A 15,712-nucleotide genomic window follows, 5' to 3' on the forward strand; every position below is an offset into this window, starting at 1 on the left:
CGTTATTCATCTTAATTGAACCGCCGTATACTGAACGGTACGTACGGTGGCGTGAGAGGTCGGGGGCTAGTCACCCCTCCTACTCGATTCAGTCCTGCTCAATCGCTGTCGAATGATTTCAAGGCGGGTGCCGTGGTATAATGACCTTAAGTAACGATTTTTGCTGATGAAATGAGTGACAAATTCATGGGTTTTAATACACAGTCAATGATTTTTACGATATATGGCGATTATATTCGTCATTATGGAAATAAAATTTGGATTGGCAGCCTGATTCGTTTGTTGAAAGAGTTTGGGCATAATGAACAGGCGGTAAGAGTCGCCGTTTCCAGAATGGTCAAACAGGGTTGGCTTCAATCTGAAAGAAAAGGGAATAAAAGTTATTATTTTCTAACCCCGCGAGGGGTAAACCGAATGGATGAGGCCGGGCGGAGGATATTTAAGCTGGATCCCCATGAATGGGACGGAAAATGGCGCATGCTCATGTATTCGATTCCTGAAGAAAAGCGGCAAATCAGGGATGATTTACGAAAGGAGCTGCTTTGGAGCGGCTTTGGAAGTTTTACGCATAGCTGCTGGATCTCTCCGAATAATCTTGAAAAAGAAGTTAAGCTTTTGATTGAAAAATATGATATTGAAGAGTTTGTCGACTTTTTCGTCGCCGATTATCTCGGGCCGCAGGACAACATCCAGCTTGTCGGACGAAGCTGGCCTTTGGAAGAGATAGAAGAAAAATATGAAGCGTTCATCACAACGTATGGCAAACAGTTTATCGTCCACCAAAGCCTGATTCATGAAGGGCATATGTCCAATGCCGACTGCTTTGTGGAGCGCACGAAGCTTGTCCACGAATACAGAAAATTTTTATTCATTGACCCCGGTTTGCCAAAGGAGCTGCTGCCCCCAAGGTGGAACGGGAACCATGCGGCTTTGCTGTTCCGGCAATACTATCAGTTGTTGGCGAACCCTGCCAGCGATTTTTTTGAAAGTGTGTTTGAAAAAGGAAATGATTTGCGAAAGAAAGACAAATCGTACGACGTCAATGATCATCCTTACATTGTAAACTAATAAAGTCACCGCCTTATCAAACTTGGGCGGTGACAATCGTGTTATTTTATGAGTGATTGGTATTCTTTTCCTTTTTGGACATACGTATCGATCGATAATTGAATCAGTTCCAAATCTTTATCATTCAAACTCCGCATCACCTTGCCGGGTGAGCCCACAACAAGGGATCTCGGTGGAATTTTTTTGCCCGAAGGAATTAAGGTATTGGCGCCGATGATGCATTCTTCGCCAATTTCAACATCATCCAAAATGGTGGATCCCATGCCGATAATGGAGCGTTTCCCAATTTTACACCCATGCAAAATCACGTTATGGCCGACCGTCACTTCATCTTCAATGATGGCAGGACAACCCTCATACATATGAATGGTGGAATTATCTTGTATGCTGCATCTTGCTCCTATATGTATCGGGCCCTCATCACCGCGCAAGACAGCATTAAACCAGATGGTCGACTCTTCCCCGACCGTCACATCACCGATGAGATACGCTCCCGGCGCAATAAAGACGGATGGATCGACCTTAGGACTATGTTGATGATAATTGATTTTCATCTTTTTTCCCTCCATAGCAAGAAATCTGTTCCATTCTATTATAACGCTATTTTAAGGAAGGTGCTGAAAATTGAAACAAGCATGTGAGATATTGTCGATTAAATATCCAATTATTCAAGGAGGCATGGGAAACATCAGCAATGCTATCCTGGTCGCCGCCGTCTCCAACGCGGGCGGGCTGGGGACAATCGGCTGCGGCACAATGGCCCCCGGTGCCATCGAACAGATCATCATGGAAACGAAAAAAAGGACCGCACAGCCGTTTGCGTTAAATATCGCACTGACCGTATCTGAATATGTGGATGACATCATCCGTCTGGCGATAAAACATCAGGTTTCCGCTGTTACTTTGTCCGCGGGGAATCCGGCTCCGTATATTCCCATACTCAAGCAAAATGGCATTCGGATCATTGTGGTTGTTGCTTCCGTGCTCCATGCAAAAAAAGCAGAAAAGGCGGGCGCAGACATACTTGTAGCTGAAGGCTATGAGGCGGCAGGCATCAACTCATCCCTGGAATTAACCACGTTCACTCTCATACCGCAAATTGTAAAAAAAGTAAAAATTCCCGTCTTTGCTGCAGGGGGGATTGGCGATGGCAAAGGCCTGGCTGCAGCACTCATGCTCGGCGCCAGCGGCGTCCAGATCGGGACCAGGTTGATCGCAACCGCGGAAGCTCCTTTCCATCAAACCTACAAAGAAAAACTATTAAAGGCCAACGGTGAGGATACAATCGTTTTGGGCAGACCCTATGGCAGAGTCAGAAGAGTTTTAAAAGGAGAGTATGCCGAGGGACTTGCCGATCTTGAACAAAGAGGGATGACATTTAGAGAATTCCAACAGAAAACGTCCGAAACCTATCACATTAAGGGAGCGATTGATGGAGATTTTCAACATGGGTATGTCAACAGCGGCCAAGTGGCCGGATTAATTGACGATGTTCCGTCTGTAAAACAATTAATAGAATCAATGATGAGAGATGCAAGATTGCAAATCAGCAAGATTGCGGAAAATTTCAGATTTGATTGAGATTTGCATGTAAGGTTTGAAACCTTTAAAATGGGATTGATTGTTTTTAGATAAGGGGGTTAGGGAAGAGTATGAGCATACATATTGCTGCCAAGTCAAATGAAATAGCCGAAACGGTTCTTTTGCCCGGTGATCCGCTGCGGGCCAAGCATATTGCGGAAACGTTCCTTGAAAATGTGCATTGTTACAACGAAGTCCGCAACATGCTTGGTTTTACCGGTGAATATAAAGGGAAAAAAATATCGGTACAAGGAACCGGGATGGGCGTTCCTTCCATTTCCATTTATATTCATGAGCTGATGGAGAGCTACGGTGTACAAAACTTGATCAGGGTCGGAACATGCGGAGCCATCCAAAAAGATGTACAGTTGCGTGACGTCATTTTGGCCATGTCCGCCTCAACCGATTCGCAAATCAACAGGCTTACCTTCGGAGGAATTGATTACGCCCCTACCGCATCGTTTGATTTATTGAAAAAAGCTTATGATACGGGGATCGGGAAGGGCTTGAATATAAAAGTGGGCAGCGTTTTTACGGCCGACATGTTTTATAATGATAACGCCGACCATGAAAAATGGGCACGCTACGGCATACTTGCGATCGAAATGGAAACAGCCGCACTGTATACGCTTGCTGCGAAATTCGGAAGAAAAGCCTTATCCATTCTGACGGTCAGTGATCACATATTAACAGGTGAATTGACAACGCCTGAAGAGAGGCAAACAACATTTCATGATATGATGGAAGTTGCATTGGACTCATGTGTCCATAACCCCAGTTGAAATGCACTTGCAAAGAAGTGAGGTTTTTTATGAAAAAATATGTAAGCATCCTGGCTGTGACGGTTTTGCTTGCCGGATGCGATTGGAACGTTCTGCAAGGGAAGAACGGCAATTCGACTTCAAATGGAGAACAGCCTGCCAGTCAGGCAGATCAATCAAGTGGGCAAAAGCCCAGTGATCCGGACTTGACACTAGAAGCAGCTCATTTCAATGAAATTGTGGAAGTAAAAGGAAAAAAAGAAATTGCCAATCCCGATAATATGCTCGTACTCGTCAACAAGATATATGGTTTGCCGGGTGATTATGAACCGGAAGATTTAGTCCGTCCCAAAGTGGCGTTTGCATTTGGAGATCAAGATATCGAAAAAAGCTATTTGCGAAAAGAAGCTGCAAATGCGTTGGAACAAATGTTTCAGGCTGCAGCGAAGGACGGCATTCAATTATATGCCTCTTCCGGATATCGTTCATACGGCCGCCAACAAGCCCTTTTTGAAAATGAAATAGTTCAAGCGGGAGAAGAGAAGGCTTCTGAAGTTGTGGCCATTCCGGGAAACAGCGAACATCAAACCGGCCTTGCCATGGATATAACGAGTGAATCGGTCCAATTTGCCTTATCGGAGGAATTTGGAGACATGGAGGAAGGACAATGGCTTAAAAACAATGCTCATTTATATGGTTTCATCCTCCGTTATCCGAAAGGAAAAGAAAATATAACCGGGTTCAGCTATGAGCCGTGGCACTTCAGATATGTAGGCAAAAAAGCATCCGAGGTAATTTTTAAACACAACTGGACATTGGAAGAATATTTTGACCATGTATCAAAAATGTAATGTTTTTTCATTTGCCTTTTTAAAAGGCGTTTTTTTTGGTTTAAATGCCATCGGGCATGAAGTCTCTTTACGTGGCGGGATGAAAATTGATAAAATAAAGTAGCTGGTATGCAGATGGCTTAAGATGGAAGCCCCAGGATACGAAAGTGGTGAGATCGTTGAAAGAAGACCAAAACCAGGTAAATGAAACCCCGCAAAACGGCGGTTTTATCCAAATAAAAAAGTTCAAATTCGTCATGATCATTTTCCTGATCGTATTTTTAACGGCCGGCACTACAATTTTTGCCCTCTCCTTTGGTGATGACAAAGCCGCAAATGTGGTCATGCAGGAACGGAAAGAATTTAATAAGCTGTACAAAGCGTACGACCAAATTAAAAAAGGCTATTTTGCAGATATAAACGAAGACGATTTGATCGACGGGGCCATTGACGGAATGGTAAAGTCACTGGATGATCCATATTCCGATTATATGACCAAAGAAGAAAGCAAGATGTTCGAAGATAGTATTACATCATCTTTTGAAGGCGTTGGTGCGGAAATCCAGGAATTAAACGGGGATATCGTCGTCGTTTCCCCGATTAAAGGTTCTCCCGCCGAAAAAGCCGGGCTGAAACCAAACGATAAAATTGTTGAGGTCGATGGAAAGAGCGTAAAAGGCATGAGCGCCAACGAAGCAGTTCTTTTGATCCGCGGAAAAAAAGGGACGAAAGTAACATTGTCCATCATTCGTCAAGATAAGGAAGATCCGATCAAAATGACGATCACACGGGATGAGATCCCCATCAATACTGTTTATTCGGAAATGCTTGAAGACGGGATTGCGAAAATTCAAATCACAAGTTTCTCTACCCATACGGATAAAGATTTGGAAGATGCTTTAAAAGAGATGGAAGAGAAAGATATGAAAGGTTTGATCCTTGATTTAAGAAAAAATCCCGGCGGTCTGATGGAGCAGGCAATCGACATTTCAAATATGTTTGTGCCGGAAGGCAAAACGCTGTTCCAAGTGGCATATAAAGATGGACAAGTTGAAAAATACGTCGCAGAGGAAGGCAAAAAGATTTCGGTTCCAACGGTCATATTAATTGATGAAGGGAGTGCCAGCGCAGCCGAAATACTGGCTGCAGCAGCCAGCGAATCTGCCAACATTCCATTGGTTGGAAAAACAAGTTTTGGAAAAGGAACTGTACAAACGACTGAAAAATTCCAGGATGGAGCCAATCTTAAATATACGATGGCAAAATGGCTGACTCCAAAAGGAAATTGGATCAATGAAAAAGGGATTGAGCCAGACTATCCTGTCTCCTTGCCGGATTATGCCACCCTGCCTTATATAAATCCTGAAAAGGAATTGAAAGAGGACTCAGCCTCATCCGACGTAAAAACAGCCGAACAAATCTTGAAGGAATTGGGATACAAACCCGGCAAAGTTGATTCGTATTTTGATTCGGATACGAAAGAGGCCGTAATGGAATTTCAAAAACAAAACGACTTAAAGGTAACAGGTGTACTAACCGGGGAAACAACCGTTGCTTTAATGACGAAAATCCAGGAACATCTTCAGAAAAACGATCCCCAGCTGAAAAAAGCGGTAAAAGTGCTGCAAACAAAATAAAGATGTTTTACGAAAAAGAACTCCACCATCAGAGTGGAGTTTTTTTATATGATGTTGACCCGGCTGCCTTTAGCTGAAAATACGGCGTGCTGGATGCATATTTCCCCGACAACAAAAGCGTGATCGGTCTTTTCTAATTGACCCGCAGGAAATTTCCGTATATAGTAAAAAATTATTATAAATATTTCGTATACCTAAATATGAATGGGTAAAAAAGCTTTCGGGACGGGGAGGATGCTCCTGTGGAGAATTTAAGCGACAGAAAAAAACGGTTTATCATGCTGGCCATTATGTCTGCCATGTTATTCGCTTCTTTGAATCAAACCATTATTGGGACAGCATTGCCGAAAATTATTTCTGATTTGGGCGGAATGCATTTATACAGTTGGGTGTTTACCATCTTTATGCTGGCAAGTTCTGTCACGGCTGTTCTTGTCGGTAAATTATCCGATCTGTACGGAAGGAAGCCGTTTATATTGATTGGGATAGGCGTTTTTTCGGTCGGTTCGATGATGTGCGGATTTTCGAATACGATTATACAGCTTATTATATATAGAGGGATTCAGGGATTTGGTGCCGGTATGATCATGTCTACCGCCTTTACTGTAGTAGGTGATTTGTTTTCACCGCGGGAGCGCGGAAAATGGCAGGGAATTATGAGCAGTGTATTTGGGCTGTCAAGTGTACTGGGACCGACTTTCGGGGGATGGATTGTCGATCACTCCGATTGGCATTGGATTTTTTGGGTGTTCCTTCCTTTTGGAGCCGTTGCTTTCCTTATGATCTGGAAGCTGTTTCCATATTGGCAGCGGGGTGTTCCTCAGGCTGTAGATTACATGGGATCGATTCTGATCACTTTGACGATCATACCGCTTTTACTCGCATTTACCTGGGGAGGAAATGAGTACGGATGGGGTTCCGTCCCGATCATCTCGTTGTTGGCTGGAACGGCCATCTTTTTCGTTTGCTTCATGATAGTGGAAAGAAAGGTTAAAAATCCCGTTTTGCCCCTTCATTTATTTAAAAATGGCGTTTTTACAATTTCCAACTTTTTGGGCTTTTTGCTTGGCGCCGGCATGTTTGGAACAATCATGTATATGCCGATGTTTATCCAGGGGGTTATGGGTGCTTCCGCAACAAAATCCGGCATGTTCATGATGTCCATGACATTAAGCATGGTTGCGGCCAGCGCGATCATCGGCCAGTTGATTACTAAGACAGGGAAATATAAATTGTTTGCCTTGTCAGGATTATTTATAATGGGGGGCGGAACTTTTTTATTATCCATCTTGAGTTTTGATGCTTCCGGCTTAAGGGTTATATCGAATTTGATCATTGTGGGGATTGGGCTTGGAATTGCGTTCCCGATTTTTATGCTGACCATTCAAAATGCGGTATCGCATGACTACCTTGGTGTTGCCACGGCCTCAGCACAATTGTTCAGGCAAATGGGAGGGACGATTGGAGTAGCGATCATGGGCACATTTTTAAATTATTCCATGAAGGCCCATCTTGCTTCAGGCGCAAAGCTTTCTTTGGGACCCCTGAACATGCCATCCGGTCTGAGAAAAAAGATTTTGCAAATACAAGACCCGCAAATATTAATGGATCACAGCCGCTTATCAAAACTGCTTGTTTCCATTCCGCCCGAGTATAAACAGCCCGTCGGCCAATTGGTTGTTTCGGTGCGTGAAGCTTTGGACTATGGGCTGACACACGTATTTATGATTGACACAATCATCATCCTTTGCGCGGCGCTGTTAACGGCATTTTTCTTAAAAGAAATTCCGTTGCGGACTTCAAACCAGCCTGCCCGCCCTTCAAGAGAACGCTAAAAAACAATGACCCGCTTGTGAACAAAACGGGTCATTGTTCACCATATTTTGCAAATATCTTTTCTTCTTCAATCAATCCGCAAATCCCACATTGGATCCTTCTTTCAGGCCCATTGTAAATAGTATGCAATGGGCCTGCGTCAGCTTCATTTTCATATTTTTCGATAATATCTCCTGTTTGCGGATCCAGTTTTACCGCCTGGACAACTTGTTCAATAATGTTGAACCTGGAACGATTTGTTTTACAACTTGGACAGCGATATTTCGTACTCATTGGAACCTCCTTTATTTTTTTTAGAATAACCGAAGAAAGGAGTTTTATACCTCTGTGAATGATTTATGAAATCGCCAGGGCCCAAGGTATAGATGAATAAAATAACGGTCACATTCGACATAACGATGTAACAAATGTAACAAAGAACCCTCTTTTCCGGATTTGTCAACCGTCATATTTTAGTAGTTTTTGGTTTTAGTATACGGCAAATGGAAAATTTCATATAAACGAGAAACTGAGAAAAAGTTGTCTTATAAAGATTTGATGCATATTGCAGAATTTCCGTTGGAGCAGATGGTGTTCATGGCAATTCCTCCCTGAAATATTACAAAAATCCCATGTTAATATAAAACCAGAAAAAGAAAACAAGGAGGAAAACAGCAATGAAAAAGCTCGTCGTATCAGCTGCAGCTGCAGTTGCATTGATGGCATCCCCTCTGGCAGGAGGAAAAGCGGATGCCGCACAGCAGAATTCAGGACAACAACATGTAAAGGTGTATTATTACTACCAAACTGGTGATTTTTCAAATATGAATGATTGGTGCAAGCCATTCATTTATAAATACAAGCCATGGGAAAAAACTCCGAAAGAAAAACAACCAGCCGAAAAGGAGCAAGTAAAAAAGCCTGCACCTGCACCAACTAACCCGGCACCAGCACCGGCTGACCCGGCACCAGCACCAGAAAAACAACCTGGCAAACAAGAAGAACAAAAACCAACTGAGCAAAATGGTTATAAATTGAGTGCTTACGAACAGCAAGTAGTAGATTTGACGAATGCAGAAAGATCAAAAAATGGTTTGGCTCCCCTGAAGGTTGATTTGGAATTGAGCAAAGTGGCTCGTGAAAAATCAAAAGACATGGCTGCCAACAACTATTTCGATCATAACAGCCCGACATACGGCTCTCCGTTTGACATGATGAAAAAATTCGGCATCAGCTACCGTTCAGCGGGTGAAAACATTGCCATGGGACAGCGTACGCCACAGGAAGTCGTACAAGCCTGGATGAACAGCCAAGGCCACCGCGAAAACATTTTAAACAGCAGCTATACTCATATTGGTGTAGGCCATGTTGAAAATGGCAACTACTGGACCCAGCAATTTATTGGAAAATAAATAAAGTCCTTTCAAAAAGAACGAACCGGTAAGAACCGGTTCGTTCTTTTGTATATAGATAGCCGAAGCAATGAAAGTAGAAAATATGAAAGAGTTTCTATTAACAGTATTTGAGACGACAGAAACGTGTGATAGCTTTCGTCTTTCAAAATCACAAAATAGCATTTGATATTCATCTTTTAAAGGAACTTTTATGAACCTAATTCGTAATAAGATGCAAGGGGTGATATAACTGTTCGGAGAAAAGCCTAAGTGTTCTATATGTGGTAAAGAAATCAAGGGCGGCGAGGTTGTTTTTATAAAAATGCATTATCCGAAGCGTAAAGGGATGACTGAAATAAAAGCGTATTTGAAAAACGAAGGAAGTTTCATATGTGAAGATTGTTTCCAGCAAATTTCAAACTGATTTTGATGAAAGTGTACCCATGTAAAACAAAAAGGGAAGCTCAAAGAAAACAGAGCTTCCCATTTCGTATTAAAACGCTATTTGGAATATTTATTTATAACACATGCAGCTGCGCGGAATCCCCCGAAACATTCTTCTTCGGCGAGCATATATTATTTGACACGCATAAAAGGGGGAGATGGTGATGGCGTACCGTTTTTCAAAAGGATGGTTTATTGCCAGATTGAAAGAAAAAGGAATCCGTTATCATCCGGAAAAGCGAAAAAAATTGGAGCTGTACAAAACGCATGAACTTAGAAATCTCTATAACACGCTAATCGGGGATGATCAATCTTAAACTTGCCCTGCCGGCAGGAACAAAGCGCGAGTCCTGTTTGTCGGCGTACAACTGGAGTGTCTCCGGCAAGGTAAAGGAAACGCGGTGACTTATCAACCGATGTTGACTTATCGCAGAAAAGCCGCTTCTTCGAGTAACCTCGTATCATGCTTGCTTCAATTAGTATATCAAACTTTGAATAGACTGATATTTTAAGAGCGCGAGTTTGAAGAGCTTCAAAAAGTAAAATAAACGGCTTCAGCCTGCTTCAATACAGGGCTGAAGCCGTTAAAACGTTTAGTATTTCCTGACTGCCATGTAGCCTTTTTAAGCTTCCAACGGCTGTGTTTCTTCCTCTTGCAAAGAATGTCTCATCAAGTTCATCATATATAAATCTTTTGGCACTTCGTAAAGGTCATAAATATACCCATCGGCATTCAGCTTTTGAAAGACGTCCAGCTTCGTTTCATTTACCTGCAGGGCATATGGCAGCTTTTCGGCAGCCTTTTTGGATCGGATGTTTTCTTTCCTGATTCTCATATAAACCGTTTCAATATCCTGTTCGAAAAATAATTCTTTGAAAAAGGCATCCTTGGCGCTATTATTATATCCTTTTCCATGAAATGGCTTGCCAATCCAGGTGCCCAAAAAACCGGCTTTTGAATCAATATCATATAAATTAATAGTTCCGATCGGATTTTCCCATTCATCAAGTATCGTTCTGGAAACCAATTCTCCCCGTTCTTCTGCTTCAATTGTCTGCTTTGTCAAAAAGACGTATTCATCATAGGAAAACGCTTTTTGACGAACATAAGGGAAGACATCGGGATGCGTCATCAAATCAAACAAAGTTCTGCATTCATGCCCGTTTACTTCACGTTTCTTGAGCATTTTGAACCCCTCCTGCCCAGGGCAGGTGTGGTGTCCGATCCTGCCCTCGAAATTTTTTAAAAGTTGCATAAAAAATTTCGGGGTGGGAATCGAACCCACTAAGACCAGCCAAGAAACAGGACTGGTGGCGCACCATTTGCCTTCCCTCAATTATGAGCTGTATTTAATTTTGATTTTCTAACCATATCATACAAAAAAATTTTTTATTTGGATATAGTAAATATGCATTTTATTTATAAATTATTTTCTCTTTTTCGACACATATTTTACAATGAAGCGTTTTAGTAGAAAGTATGCAAGCAAACCACTTAAAGCAATGATGATAATCGGTTTCAGGTAGGCCCCGGCCACTTTTCCAATTTGTTCCCAATAGGCGCCGAGCTCCATGCCGATGAATAGAAATAGAATGGTCCACGGAATCATTGCGGCCATTGTATAAACCGTAAATTGGTAAAATGGCATTTTCGCGATACCTGCCGGTATGGAGATCGCATGCCTGATGACCGGAATAAAACGGGCAGTGAAAATGACGATCGTTCCATGGCGGTGAAACCATCTTTCCGCTGCATCCAAATGTTTCGGCCGGATGAGTAAATATTTCCCGTACCGGTCAAAAAAGGGGCGGCCTCCGTAAATGCCAAGCCAGTATAAAAAAAGCTGGGCCATCGTTCCACCAAACATTCCGGCAATCAAAGCCGATAAAAACGATATTTTCCCCGCTGACACCAAATAGCCGCCGTATCCAAGAACAATCTCGCTTGGAATCACCTCAATCATCAGTCCGATTGCAATACCCGCAACCCCGTATTGTCCGAGAAATTCCAACAGTTCCACAGCCCACCCGTTTGACATCTGGCTTATCCACCCCGTCCCGTCGAATCGCTACTATATCCTATGCCTGTCCAAAAAAAATTATCATAAGGATGAAACTTTTAAATAGGGATATACGTAAAAGTATCAAGGTGTAAAGATAGGGGGTATCATAATGGATACAGTTTCGAACAATGAAAGAGTGCTGGCAACCGCCATATATGTGACCAGCTTTTTTTCAGCACTGATTGGACCGCTGATCATATGGCTGCTTAAAAAAGATGAATCGGCTTTCGTCGATTTTCATGGAAAAGAGTATTTAAACTTCTTTATTTCCTATTCAGTCTACGGTATTGTGGCGTATATTCTGATGATCGTTTTGATCGGATTCGTCCTGTTGCCCATTCTAGGCTTACTTGCCGTCGTATTTACGATCATCGGTGCAGTAAAGGCATATAGTGGTGAAATTTATCGGATCCCGCTCGTTTTCAGGATTTTAAAGTAAGACTGGTGAAGCCTTCAATTCCATGCAGGAGAATTGAAGGCTTTTTTGTTTTATATAAGTCAGAAAATGATTTTTTTCATAAAGTAAAAGGGGAGGGGGGATCCGGGTGAATGCAATCATTCATTTTTTACAGGAAATGAGCATGCTTTTTTTCATTGCGTCCATAGGGTTTGTTTGCAGAAAAAGAAACGTCATCGGCAAGAACGCCACGGAGGTATACACACAGCTTCTTTTATATGTCACGTTGCCCGCTTTGATTTTATATTCCCTGAATATTCCTTTTCAGATTGATTTGCTGGCAGAATTTTCATGGCTGGTTTCCATGTCTGTTTATATCCTTTTCGCAAGCTGCCTGCTGGCTGCCTGGATGAAAAAGCGTTCCGGCCTGCCGGATAACAAAAAAAGCGTTTATGAAGGGCTGATCATTTTTGGAAATCAAGGATTTATCGGCTATGCCGTTTGCTTTATCCTGTTTGGAGAAAAAGGAGTGGTATACGCAACGATCTTTAATATAGGTTATTTCATTTTCATATGGACTTACGGGATATGGATCTTTGCCAAAGAAAGCGTGAAAATTCGTTGGCGGGAGATTGTTTTGAATCCGGGAATTGTTGCGACAATCGCAGGCCTGATCTTTATGTTTTTTCCTTTCACCATGCCCGTCATTTTAGCCAATACATTGGAAACCATCGGGAAAATGACCATCCCGCTGTCGATGATCATGATAGGCAGCCTGCTTGCCGAAATAAAGATCAACAGCGTCATTCAGGCGTTAACAACTTCAACATTATGGATATCAGCCATTGCAAGGCTGCTTGTTATTCCTTTCCTGCTATTTCCGTTTATTTTTTTGCAGGTGCCGTCCCCTTTGCTCGTGATTGCCGCATTGATATCCGGCATGCCATCCGCTCCCACAATGTCCCTTTTTTCCTACAAATACGGTGCTGATGCCAACTATGCTTCGCTCGGTGTCTTTATATCAACCGTATTATCAATAATGACCATTCCTGTCCTTTACTTGGCGTTCGTTTTTTTATATTAGGCATGGAAACGATGCCCTCCTCGTATAATGTATTGAAGCTCCTGATACAGGGGGAAAGCGATGAACATTAAGGACCATTATTCGTTTATGTCAAAGCTTTATTTACAGCAGACCGTCCTGTTTGCGGTAGTCTTTATAGTCGTCATCCTGCCAAATATAAAAAGAACGGATTTTTTCCTGGCCAATATGGCGGGAGTGGCCGTTTTTCTTTTCATGGTTTCCTATTTTTTTCGCTGCGTGTATTTTACCTTTAAAAAAAATGCCGTTTCATTTGCATTGGTTCACGGTGCAAAATCTTTAAATGGAAACACGTATTTATTAATTCCTTCACATAATTCCCAAACGATTGTCGAGGCGTATTCTTCCGAAGGAATACGAAGATGGTCGATCCTTTCACTGAAAGGAAAGGAAAGGCGGGAACGTTTGCGTCAGCTTTCTTTAGGTGGCAAAGGGCACATTTTTAAAGTTCATGAACATGGAAACAGCCATCCTTGGTACATGTATGTCAATCAGAATGATGTTGTATTTTTTTTAGGCGATAAGACGTTGAATGTAAAGGCAAATAAACAGCAATCAAAGCGAACAAATTTTATGATAGGCCCCGATTGCTATGAATTAAAAAAACTTTACTCGGATCGGATCCTTTATAAAAATGGAAAAGCAGTCATGACAATCAAAAAAGGGTTAATGCCTGTTAGTTGGCAGCAATTTTTCCACCCAAACACCCCGCAGTTAAAGATCAATGAGCAATTAACTTTGGAAGAAAGGGCACTGTGCCTTTGTTTGATTACCCTTTTTTAAGCCGTTGGAGTGCTTCGTGAAAAGGCTGCTTTTCTTTACAGGCAAAAAAATGGGCAAACGGATCTTCCATCTGTTGGATTCTTTCCAGGACTGTTGGTAATGTAAAGTAATCGGGGACAAGCCCATCTGTCAACTCTTCCCAATAAAGAGGAGCAGCTATGAGCCCGGATTTGTTTTTACGCATGGAATAGGGGGCGATGATTGTCTTGCCCGCCGCATGCTGTATAAAATCAACATAAAGCCGCTCCCCGCGGTTTTTCTTTAATCTTTCGATTGTAAAAGAATCGGGATCGTATTGAACAAGAAAATCGGCAATAAAAGATGTAAACATCCGTGTGTCGTCCCATGTAAATTGATTTTCCGGCAAAGGGACATATACTTGCAGGCCTTTATTTCCCGACAGTTTGACGAAGGAGTAAAGGCTGAATTCGTCCAATATGTTTTTTAACAAAGCTGCTGCCTGTACAGCCAAATGGAATTTCGAACGGTCAGGCGGATCGAGATCAAAGACAATTTCACTGACAAAGCTGGTTTCGATCGTATGAAAAGGGATATGAAACTCAATGGCAAGCTGATTGCCAAGCCATACGAGCGTCTTTAAATCGTTGCAAACAATATAATCAATATCATCGATCAAACAGGATTCAATAAAGTCAGGCGATGAATCGGGCTTATGTTTTTGGTAAAAAAATTCGCCGAAAATTCCATGCGGTGCCCTGATAACCGTTAATGCCCTTTTTTCCAAAAAAGGGAGCATGAGAGGGGAAACTTTTCTTAAATAACGGATATAGTCCAGTTTCGTGATCCCGTTTGTTTCCCACAGCAGTTTATCGGGATGGGTAATGGGCACTTCTCTTGGAAATGATGCTTCATCAAAGAGAAACTGTTCATATGTACAATCTTCCGGTTGCAAGTCAAAACGCAGCTCTTTAAAATGGGGTTCGCGCAATCCGTCGGCCCATTCCAAATAATACAGATCGAGGCAAATGCCGGGCTTTACAAATAGTTTTGTTCCCTCCCGGCGGTCATAATTTTGCCGGATGGTCGTAATAAGAGCTGTTTTCGTCTGGGGATCCAAATTAAAAAGAAATTGGCCAAGGGGAAATATGGCGTCACCTTTCCATACCCCGACAAAAAAGTAGTTGTTTTGTTCGTCCATTGCTGTAATAAAGCAGGAGACCGTTTTCCAGTTTTTTATTTTCAGCCATGATTCCGTTCTTTTTCCCGCTTCCCAAAGGCTTTGCAGCTCTTTGGCCACGATGCCTTCGCTGTCGTAATCTCTTGCTGTTTGGATGGCATCTTCCAGCGAACGAAAGGCAGGAACATACTGGCATAAGTGTTCATTACCCGGACTGGGAAATAAAGGCCATTTTGCGTTGTTAAAAAAGTTCTCCAGCTTTACTTTTCTTTCGGTATACGGGTATGTCGTCATGTCTTCGCCTTTTAAGACAAGAACATCAAACACGAGGTAACGGCAGGGCCATGTTTTGGCTTCATGTCTGATCTTTTCCCTGGAGCTCATTCTTCCCCTTTTTTGCAGTTTTTGAAAATTCGCCTTGTAAGGGTTTGCCAAGATGACCAGTTCACCATCGAGCATGAGGGGAAATGCACCTGAAAACAAGCCGGCGTTTGTCAGGAGAAAGTGGCGAATTTCCGGAAACTGGGGAAGTAAATCTTTTCCGTTTCTGCTCCAAAGATGAATGTCGTCATGATTCCACTCCAAAATAGCCCTGTAGCCGTCATATTTTATTTCATACCGCCATTGTCCGTGGCGGGGACAATCGAAAGACAAAGTGGGAAGCATCGGTTTCATCTTCATCAAACCACACCTTTCCCG

The 15,712-nt window shown here is 42.4% G+C and carries 16 protein-coding genes; 11 read left to right on the forward strand and 5 right to left on the reverse strand.

All coding sequences use genetic code 11. From position 1 onward, the window contains the following. The first annotated feature begins 186 nt into the window (after positions 1–186). Entirely contained in the window at positions 187–1,068 is an 882-nt protein-coding gene (paaX, locus tag AB1L08_RS14500; protein WP_413065383.1) for a phenylacetic acid degradation operon negative regulatory protein PaaX, read from the forward strand. 41 nt (positions 1,069–1,109) lie between these two features. Here paaX and AB1L08_RS14505 read toward each other — a convergent pair whose 3' ends face one another. Continuing rightward, entirely contained in the window at positions 1,110–1,622 is a 513-nt protein-coding gene (locus tag AB1L08_RS14505) for a gamma carbonic anhydrase family protein (protein ID WP_413065384.1), read from the reverse strand. Between the two features lie 70 nt (positions 1,623–1,692). On the opposite strand from AB1L08_RS14505, the gene AB1L08_RS14510 reads away from it, so the two are divergent. The 5 genes from AB1L08_RS14510 (at position 1,693) to AB1L08_RS14530 (ending at position 7,712) form a co-directional block, all read left to right on the forward strand. After that, a complete protein-coding gene (locus AB1L08_RS14510; RefSeq protein WP_413065385.1) occupies positions 1,693–2,649 on the forward strand; it encodes an NAD(P)H-dependent flavin oxidoreductase in 957 nt (318 codons plus the stop codon). 71 nt (positions 2,650–2,720) lie between these two features. After that, on the forward strand, positions 2,721–3,431 hold the full coding sequence (gene deoD, locus AB1L08_RS14515) for a purine-nucleoside phosphorylase (RefSeq protein WP_413065386.1): 711 nt from the start codon (positions 2,721–2,723) through the stop codon (positions 3,429–3,431). A gap of 29 nt (positions 3,432–3,460) precedes the next feature. Further along, positions 3,461–4,261 carry a M15 family metallopeptidase gene (locus AB1L08_RS14520; RefSeq protein WP_413065387.1) on the forward strand — a complete coding sequence of 267 codons (801 nt, stop codon included), beginning with the start codon at positions 3,461–3,463 and terminating at the stop codon, positions 4,259–4,261. 158 nt (positions 4,262–4,419) lie between these two features. After that, positions 4,420–5,877, forward strand: a complete 1,458-nt coding sequence (locus tag AB1L08_RS14525; RefSeq protein WP_413065412.1) for a lmo1851 family serine protease — start codon at positions 4,420–4,422, stop codon at positions 5,875–5,877. Positions 5,878–6,119: 242 nt separating this feature from the next. Continuing rightward, on the forward strand, positions 6,120–7,712 hold the full coding sequence (locus AB1L08_RS14530) for an MDR family MFS transporter (protein ID WP_413065388.1): 1,593 nt from the start codon (positions 6,120–6,122) through the stop codon (positions 7,710–7,712). Positions 7,713–7,743: 31 nt separating this feature from the next. Here AB1L08_RS14530 and AB1L08_RS14535 read toward each other — a convergent pair whose 3' ends face one another. Next, entirely contained in the window at positions 7,744–7,986 is a 243-nt protein-coding gene (locus tag AB1L08_RS14535; RefSeq protein WP_413065389.1) for a DNA alkylation repair protein, read from the reverse strand. Positions 7,987–8,369: 383 nt separating this feature from the next. Here AB1L08_RS14535 and AB1L08_RS14540 point away from each other — a divergent pair, with 383 nt between their 5' ends. Further along, complete coding sequence (locus AB1L08_RS14540; RefSeq protein ID WP_413065390.1) at positions 8,370–9,104, forward strand: CAP domain-containing protein; 735 nt, start codon at positions 8,370–8,372, stop codon at positions 9,102–9,104. Between the two features lie 590 nt (positions 9,105–9,694). Continuing rightward, complete coding sequence (locus AB1L08_RS14545; RefSeq protein ID WP_413065391.1) at positions 9,695–9,847, forward strand: DUF2639 domain-containing protein; 153 nt, start codon at positions 9,695–9,697, stop codon at positions 9,845–9,847. A 306-nt stretch (positions 9,848–10,153) separates the two neighbouring features. Here AB1L08_RS14545 and AB1L08_RS14550 read toward each other — a convergent pair whose 3' ends face one another. Next, positions 10,154–10,717, reverse strand: a complete 564-nt coding sequence (locus AB1L08_RS14550) for a GNAT family N-acetyltransferase (protein ID WP_413065392.1) — start codon at positions 10,715–10,717, stop codon at positions 10,154–10,156. A 240-nt stretch (positions 10,718–10,957) separates the two neighbouring features. Continuing rightward, positions 10,958–11,569 carry an undecaprenyl phosphate transporter UptA gene (uptA, locus tag AB1L08_RS14555; RefSeq protein WP_413065393.1) on the reverse strand — a complete coding sequence of 204 codons (612 nt, stop codon included), beginning with the start codon at positions 11,567–11,569 and terminating at the stop codon, positions 10,958–10,960. Between the two features lie 133 nt (positions 11,570–11,702). Here uptA and AB1L08_RS14560 point away from each other — a divergent pair, with 133 nt between their 5' ends. The 3 genes from AB1L08_RS14560 (at position 11,703) to AB1L08_RS14570 (ending at position 13,875) form a co-directional block, all read left to right on the forward strand. Beyond that, on the forward strand, positions 11,703–12,032 hold the full coding sequence (locus AB1L08_RS14560; RefSeq protein WP_413065394.1) for a DUF4870 domain-containing protein: 330 nt from the start codon (positions 11,703–11,705) through the stop codon (positions 12,030–12,032). Between the two features lie 106 nt (positions 12,033–12,138). Further along, positions 12,139–13,074 carry an AEC family transporter gene (locus AB1L08_RS14565; RefSeq protein WP_413065395.1) on the forward strand — a complete coding sequence of 312 codons (936 nt, stop codon included), beginning with the start codon at positions 12,139–12,141 and terminating at the stop codon, positions 13,072–13,074. Positions 13,075–13,134: 60 nt separating this feature from the next. Further along, positions 13,135–13,875 carry a hypothetical protein gene (locus AB1L08_RS14570; protein WP_413065396.1) on the forward strand — a complete coding sequence of 247 codons (741 nt, stop codon included), beginning with the start codon at positions 13,135–13,137 and terminating at the stop codon, positions 13,873–13,875. Here AB1L08_RS14570 and AB1L08_RS14575 read toward each other — a convergent pair. Next, the gene (locus tag AB1L08_RS14575; RefSeq protein WP_413065413.1) at positions 13,862–15,688 is read right to left on the reverse strand and encodes a DNA ligase D; all 1,827 of its coding nucleotides are present in this window, start codon (positions 15,686–15,688) and stop codon (positions 13,862–13,864) included. The genes AB1L08_RS14570 and AB1L08_RS14575 overlap by 14 nt on opposite strands. Positions 15,689–15,712: the final 24 nt, after the last annotated feature.

This window comes from Siminovitchia jepli (assembly GCF_047228825.1).
GTDB lineage: Bacteria > Bacillota > Bacilli > Bacillales > Bacillaceae_C > Siminovitchia.

What these genes read in the sequence shown, in the direction of transcription:
- paaX (WP_413065383.1), top strand. Translation starts at nt 187, where the DNA reads ATGGGTTTTAATACACAGTCAATGATTTTTACGATATATGGCGATTAT.
- AB1L08_RS14505 (WP_413065384.1), bottom strand. Translation starts at nt 1,622, where the DNA reads ATGAAAATCAATTATCATCAACATAGTCCTAAGGTCGATCCATCCGTC.
- deoD (WP_413065386.1), top strand. Translation starts at nt 2,721, where the DNA reads ATGAGCATACATATTGCTGCCAAGTCAAATGAAATAGCCGAAACGGTT.
- AB1L08_RS14520 (WP_413065387.1), top strand. Translation starts at nt 3,461, where the DNA reads ATGAAAAAATATGTAAGCATCCTGGCTGTGACGGTTTTGCTTGCCGGA.
- AB1L08_RS14535 (WP_413065389.1), bottom strand. Translation starts at nt 7,986, where the DNA reads ATGAGTACGAAATATCGCTGTCCAAGTTGTAAAACAAATCGTTCCAGG.
- AB1L08_RS14540 (WP_413065390.1), top strand. Translation starts at nt 8,370, where the DNA reads ATGAAAAAGCTCGTCGTATCAGCTGCAGCTGCAGTTGCATTGATGGCA.
- AB1L08_RS14545 (WP_413065391.1), top strand. Translation starts at nt 9,695, where the DNA reads ATGGCGTACCGTTTTTCAAAAGGATGGTTTATTGCCAGATTGAAAGAA.
- AB1L08_RS14550 (WP_413065392.1), bottom strand. Translation starts at nt 10,717, where the DNA reads ATGCTCAAGAAACGTGAAGTAAACGGGCATGAATGCAGAACTTTGTTT.
- uptA (WP_413065393.1), bottom strand. Translation starts at nt 11,569, where the DNA reads ATGTCAAACGGGTGGGCTGTGGAACTGTTGGAATTTCTCGGACAATAC.
- AB1L08_RS14560 (WP_413065394.1), top strand. Translation starts at nt 11,703, where the DNA reads ATGGATACAGTTTCGAACAATGAAAGAGTGCTGGCAACCGCCATATAT.
- AB1L08_RS14570 (WP_413065396.1), top strand. Translation starts at nt 13,135, where the DNA reads ATGAACATTAAGGACCATTATTCGTTTATGTCAAAGCTTTATTTACAG.
- AB1L08_RS14575 (WP_413065413.1), bottom strand. Translation starts at nt 15,688, where the DNA reads ATGAAACCGATGCTTCCCACTTTGTCTTTCGATTGTCCCCGCCACGGA.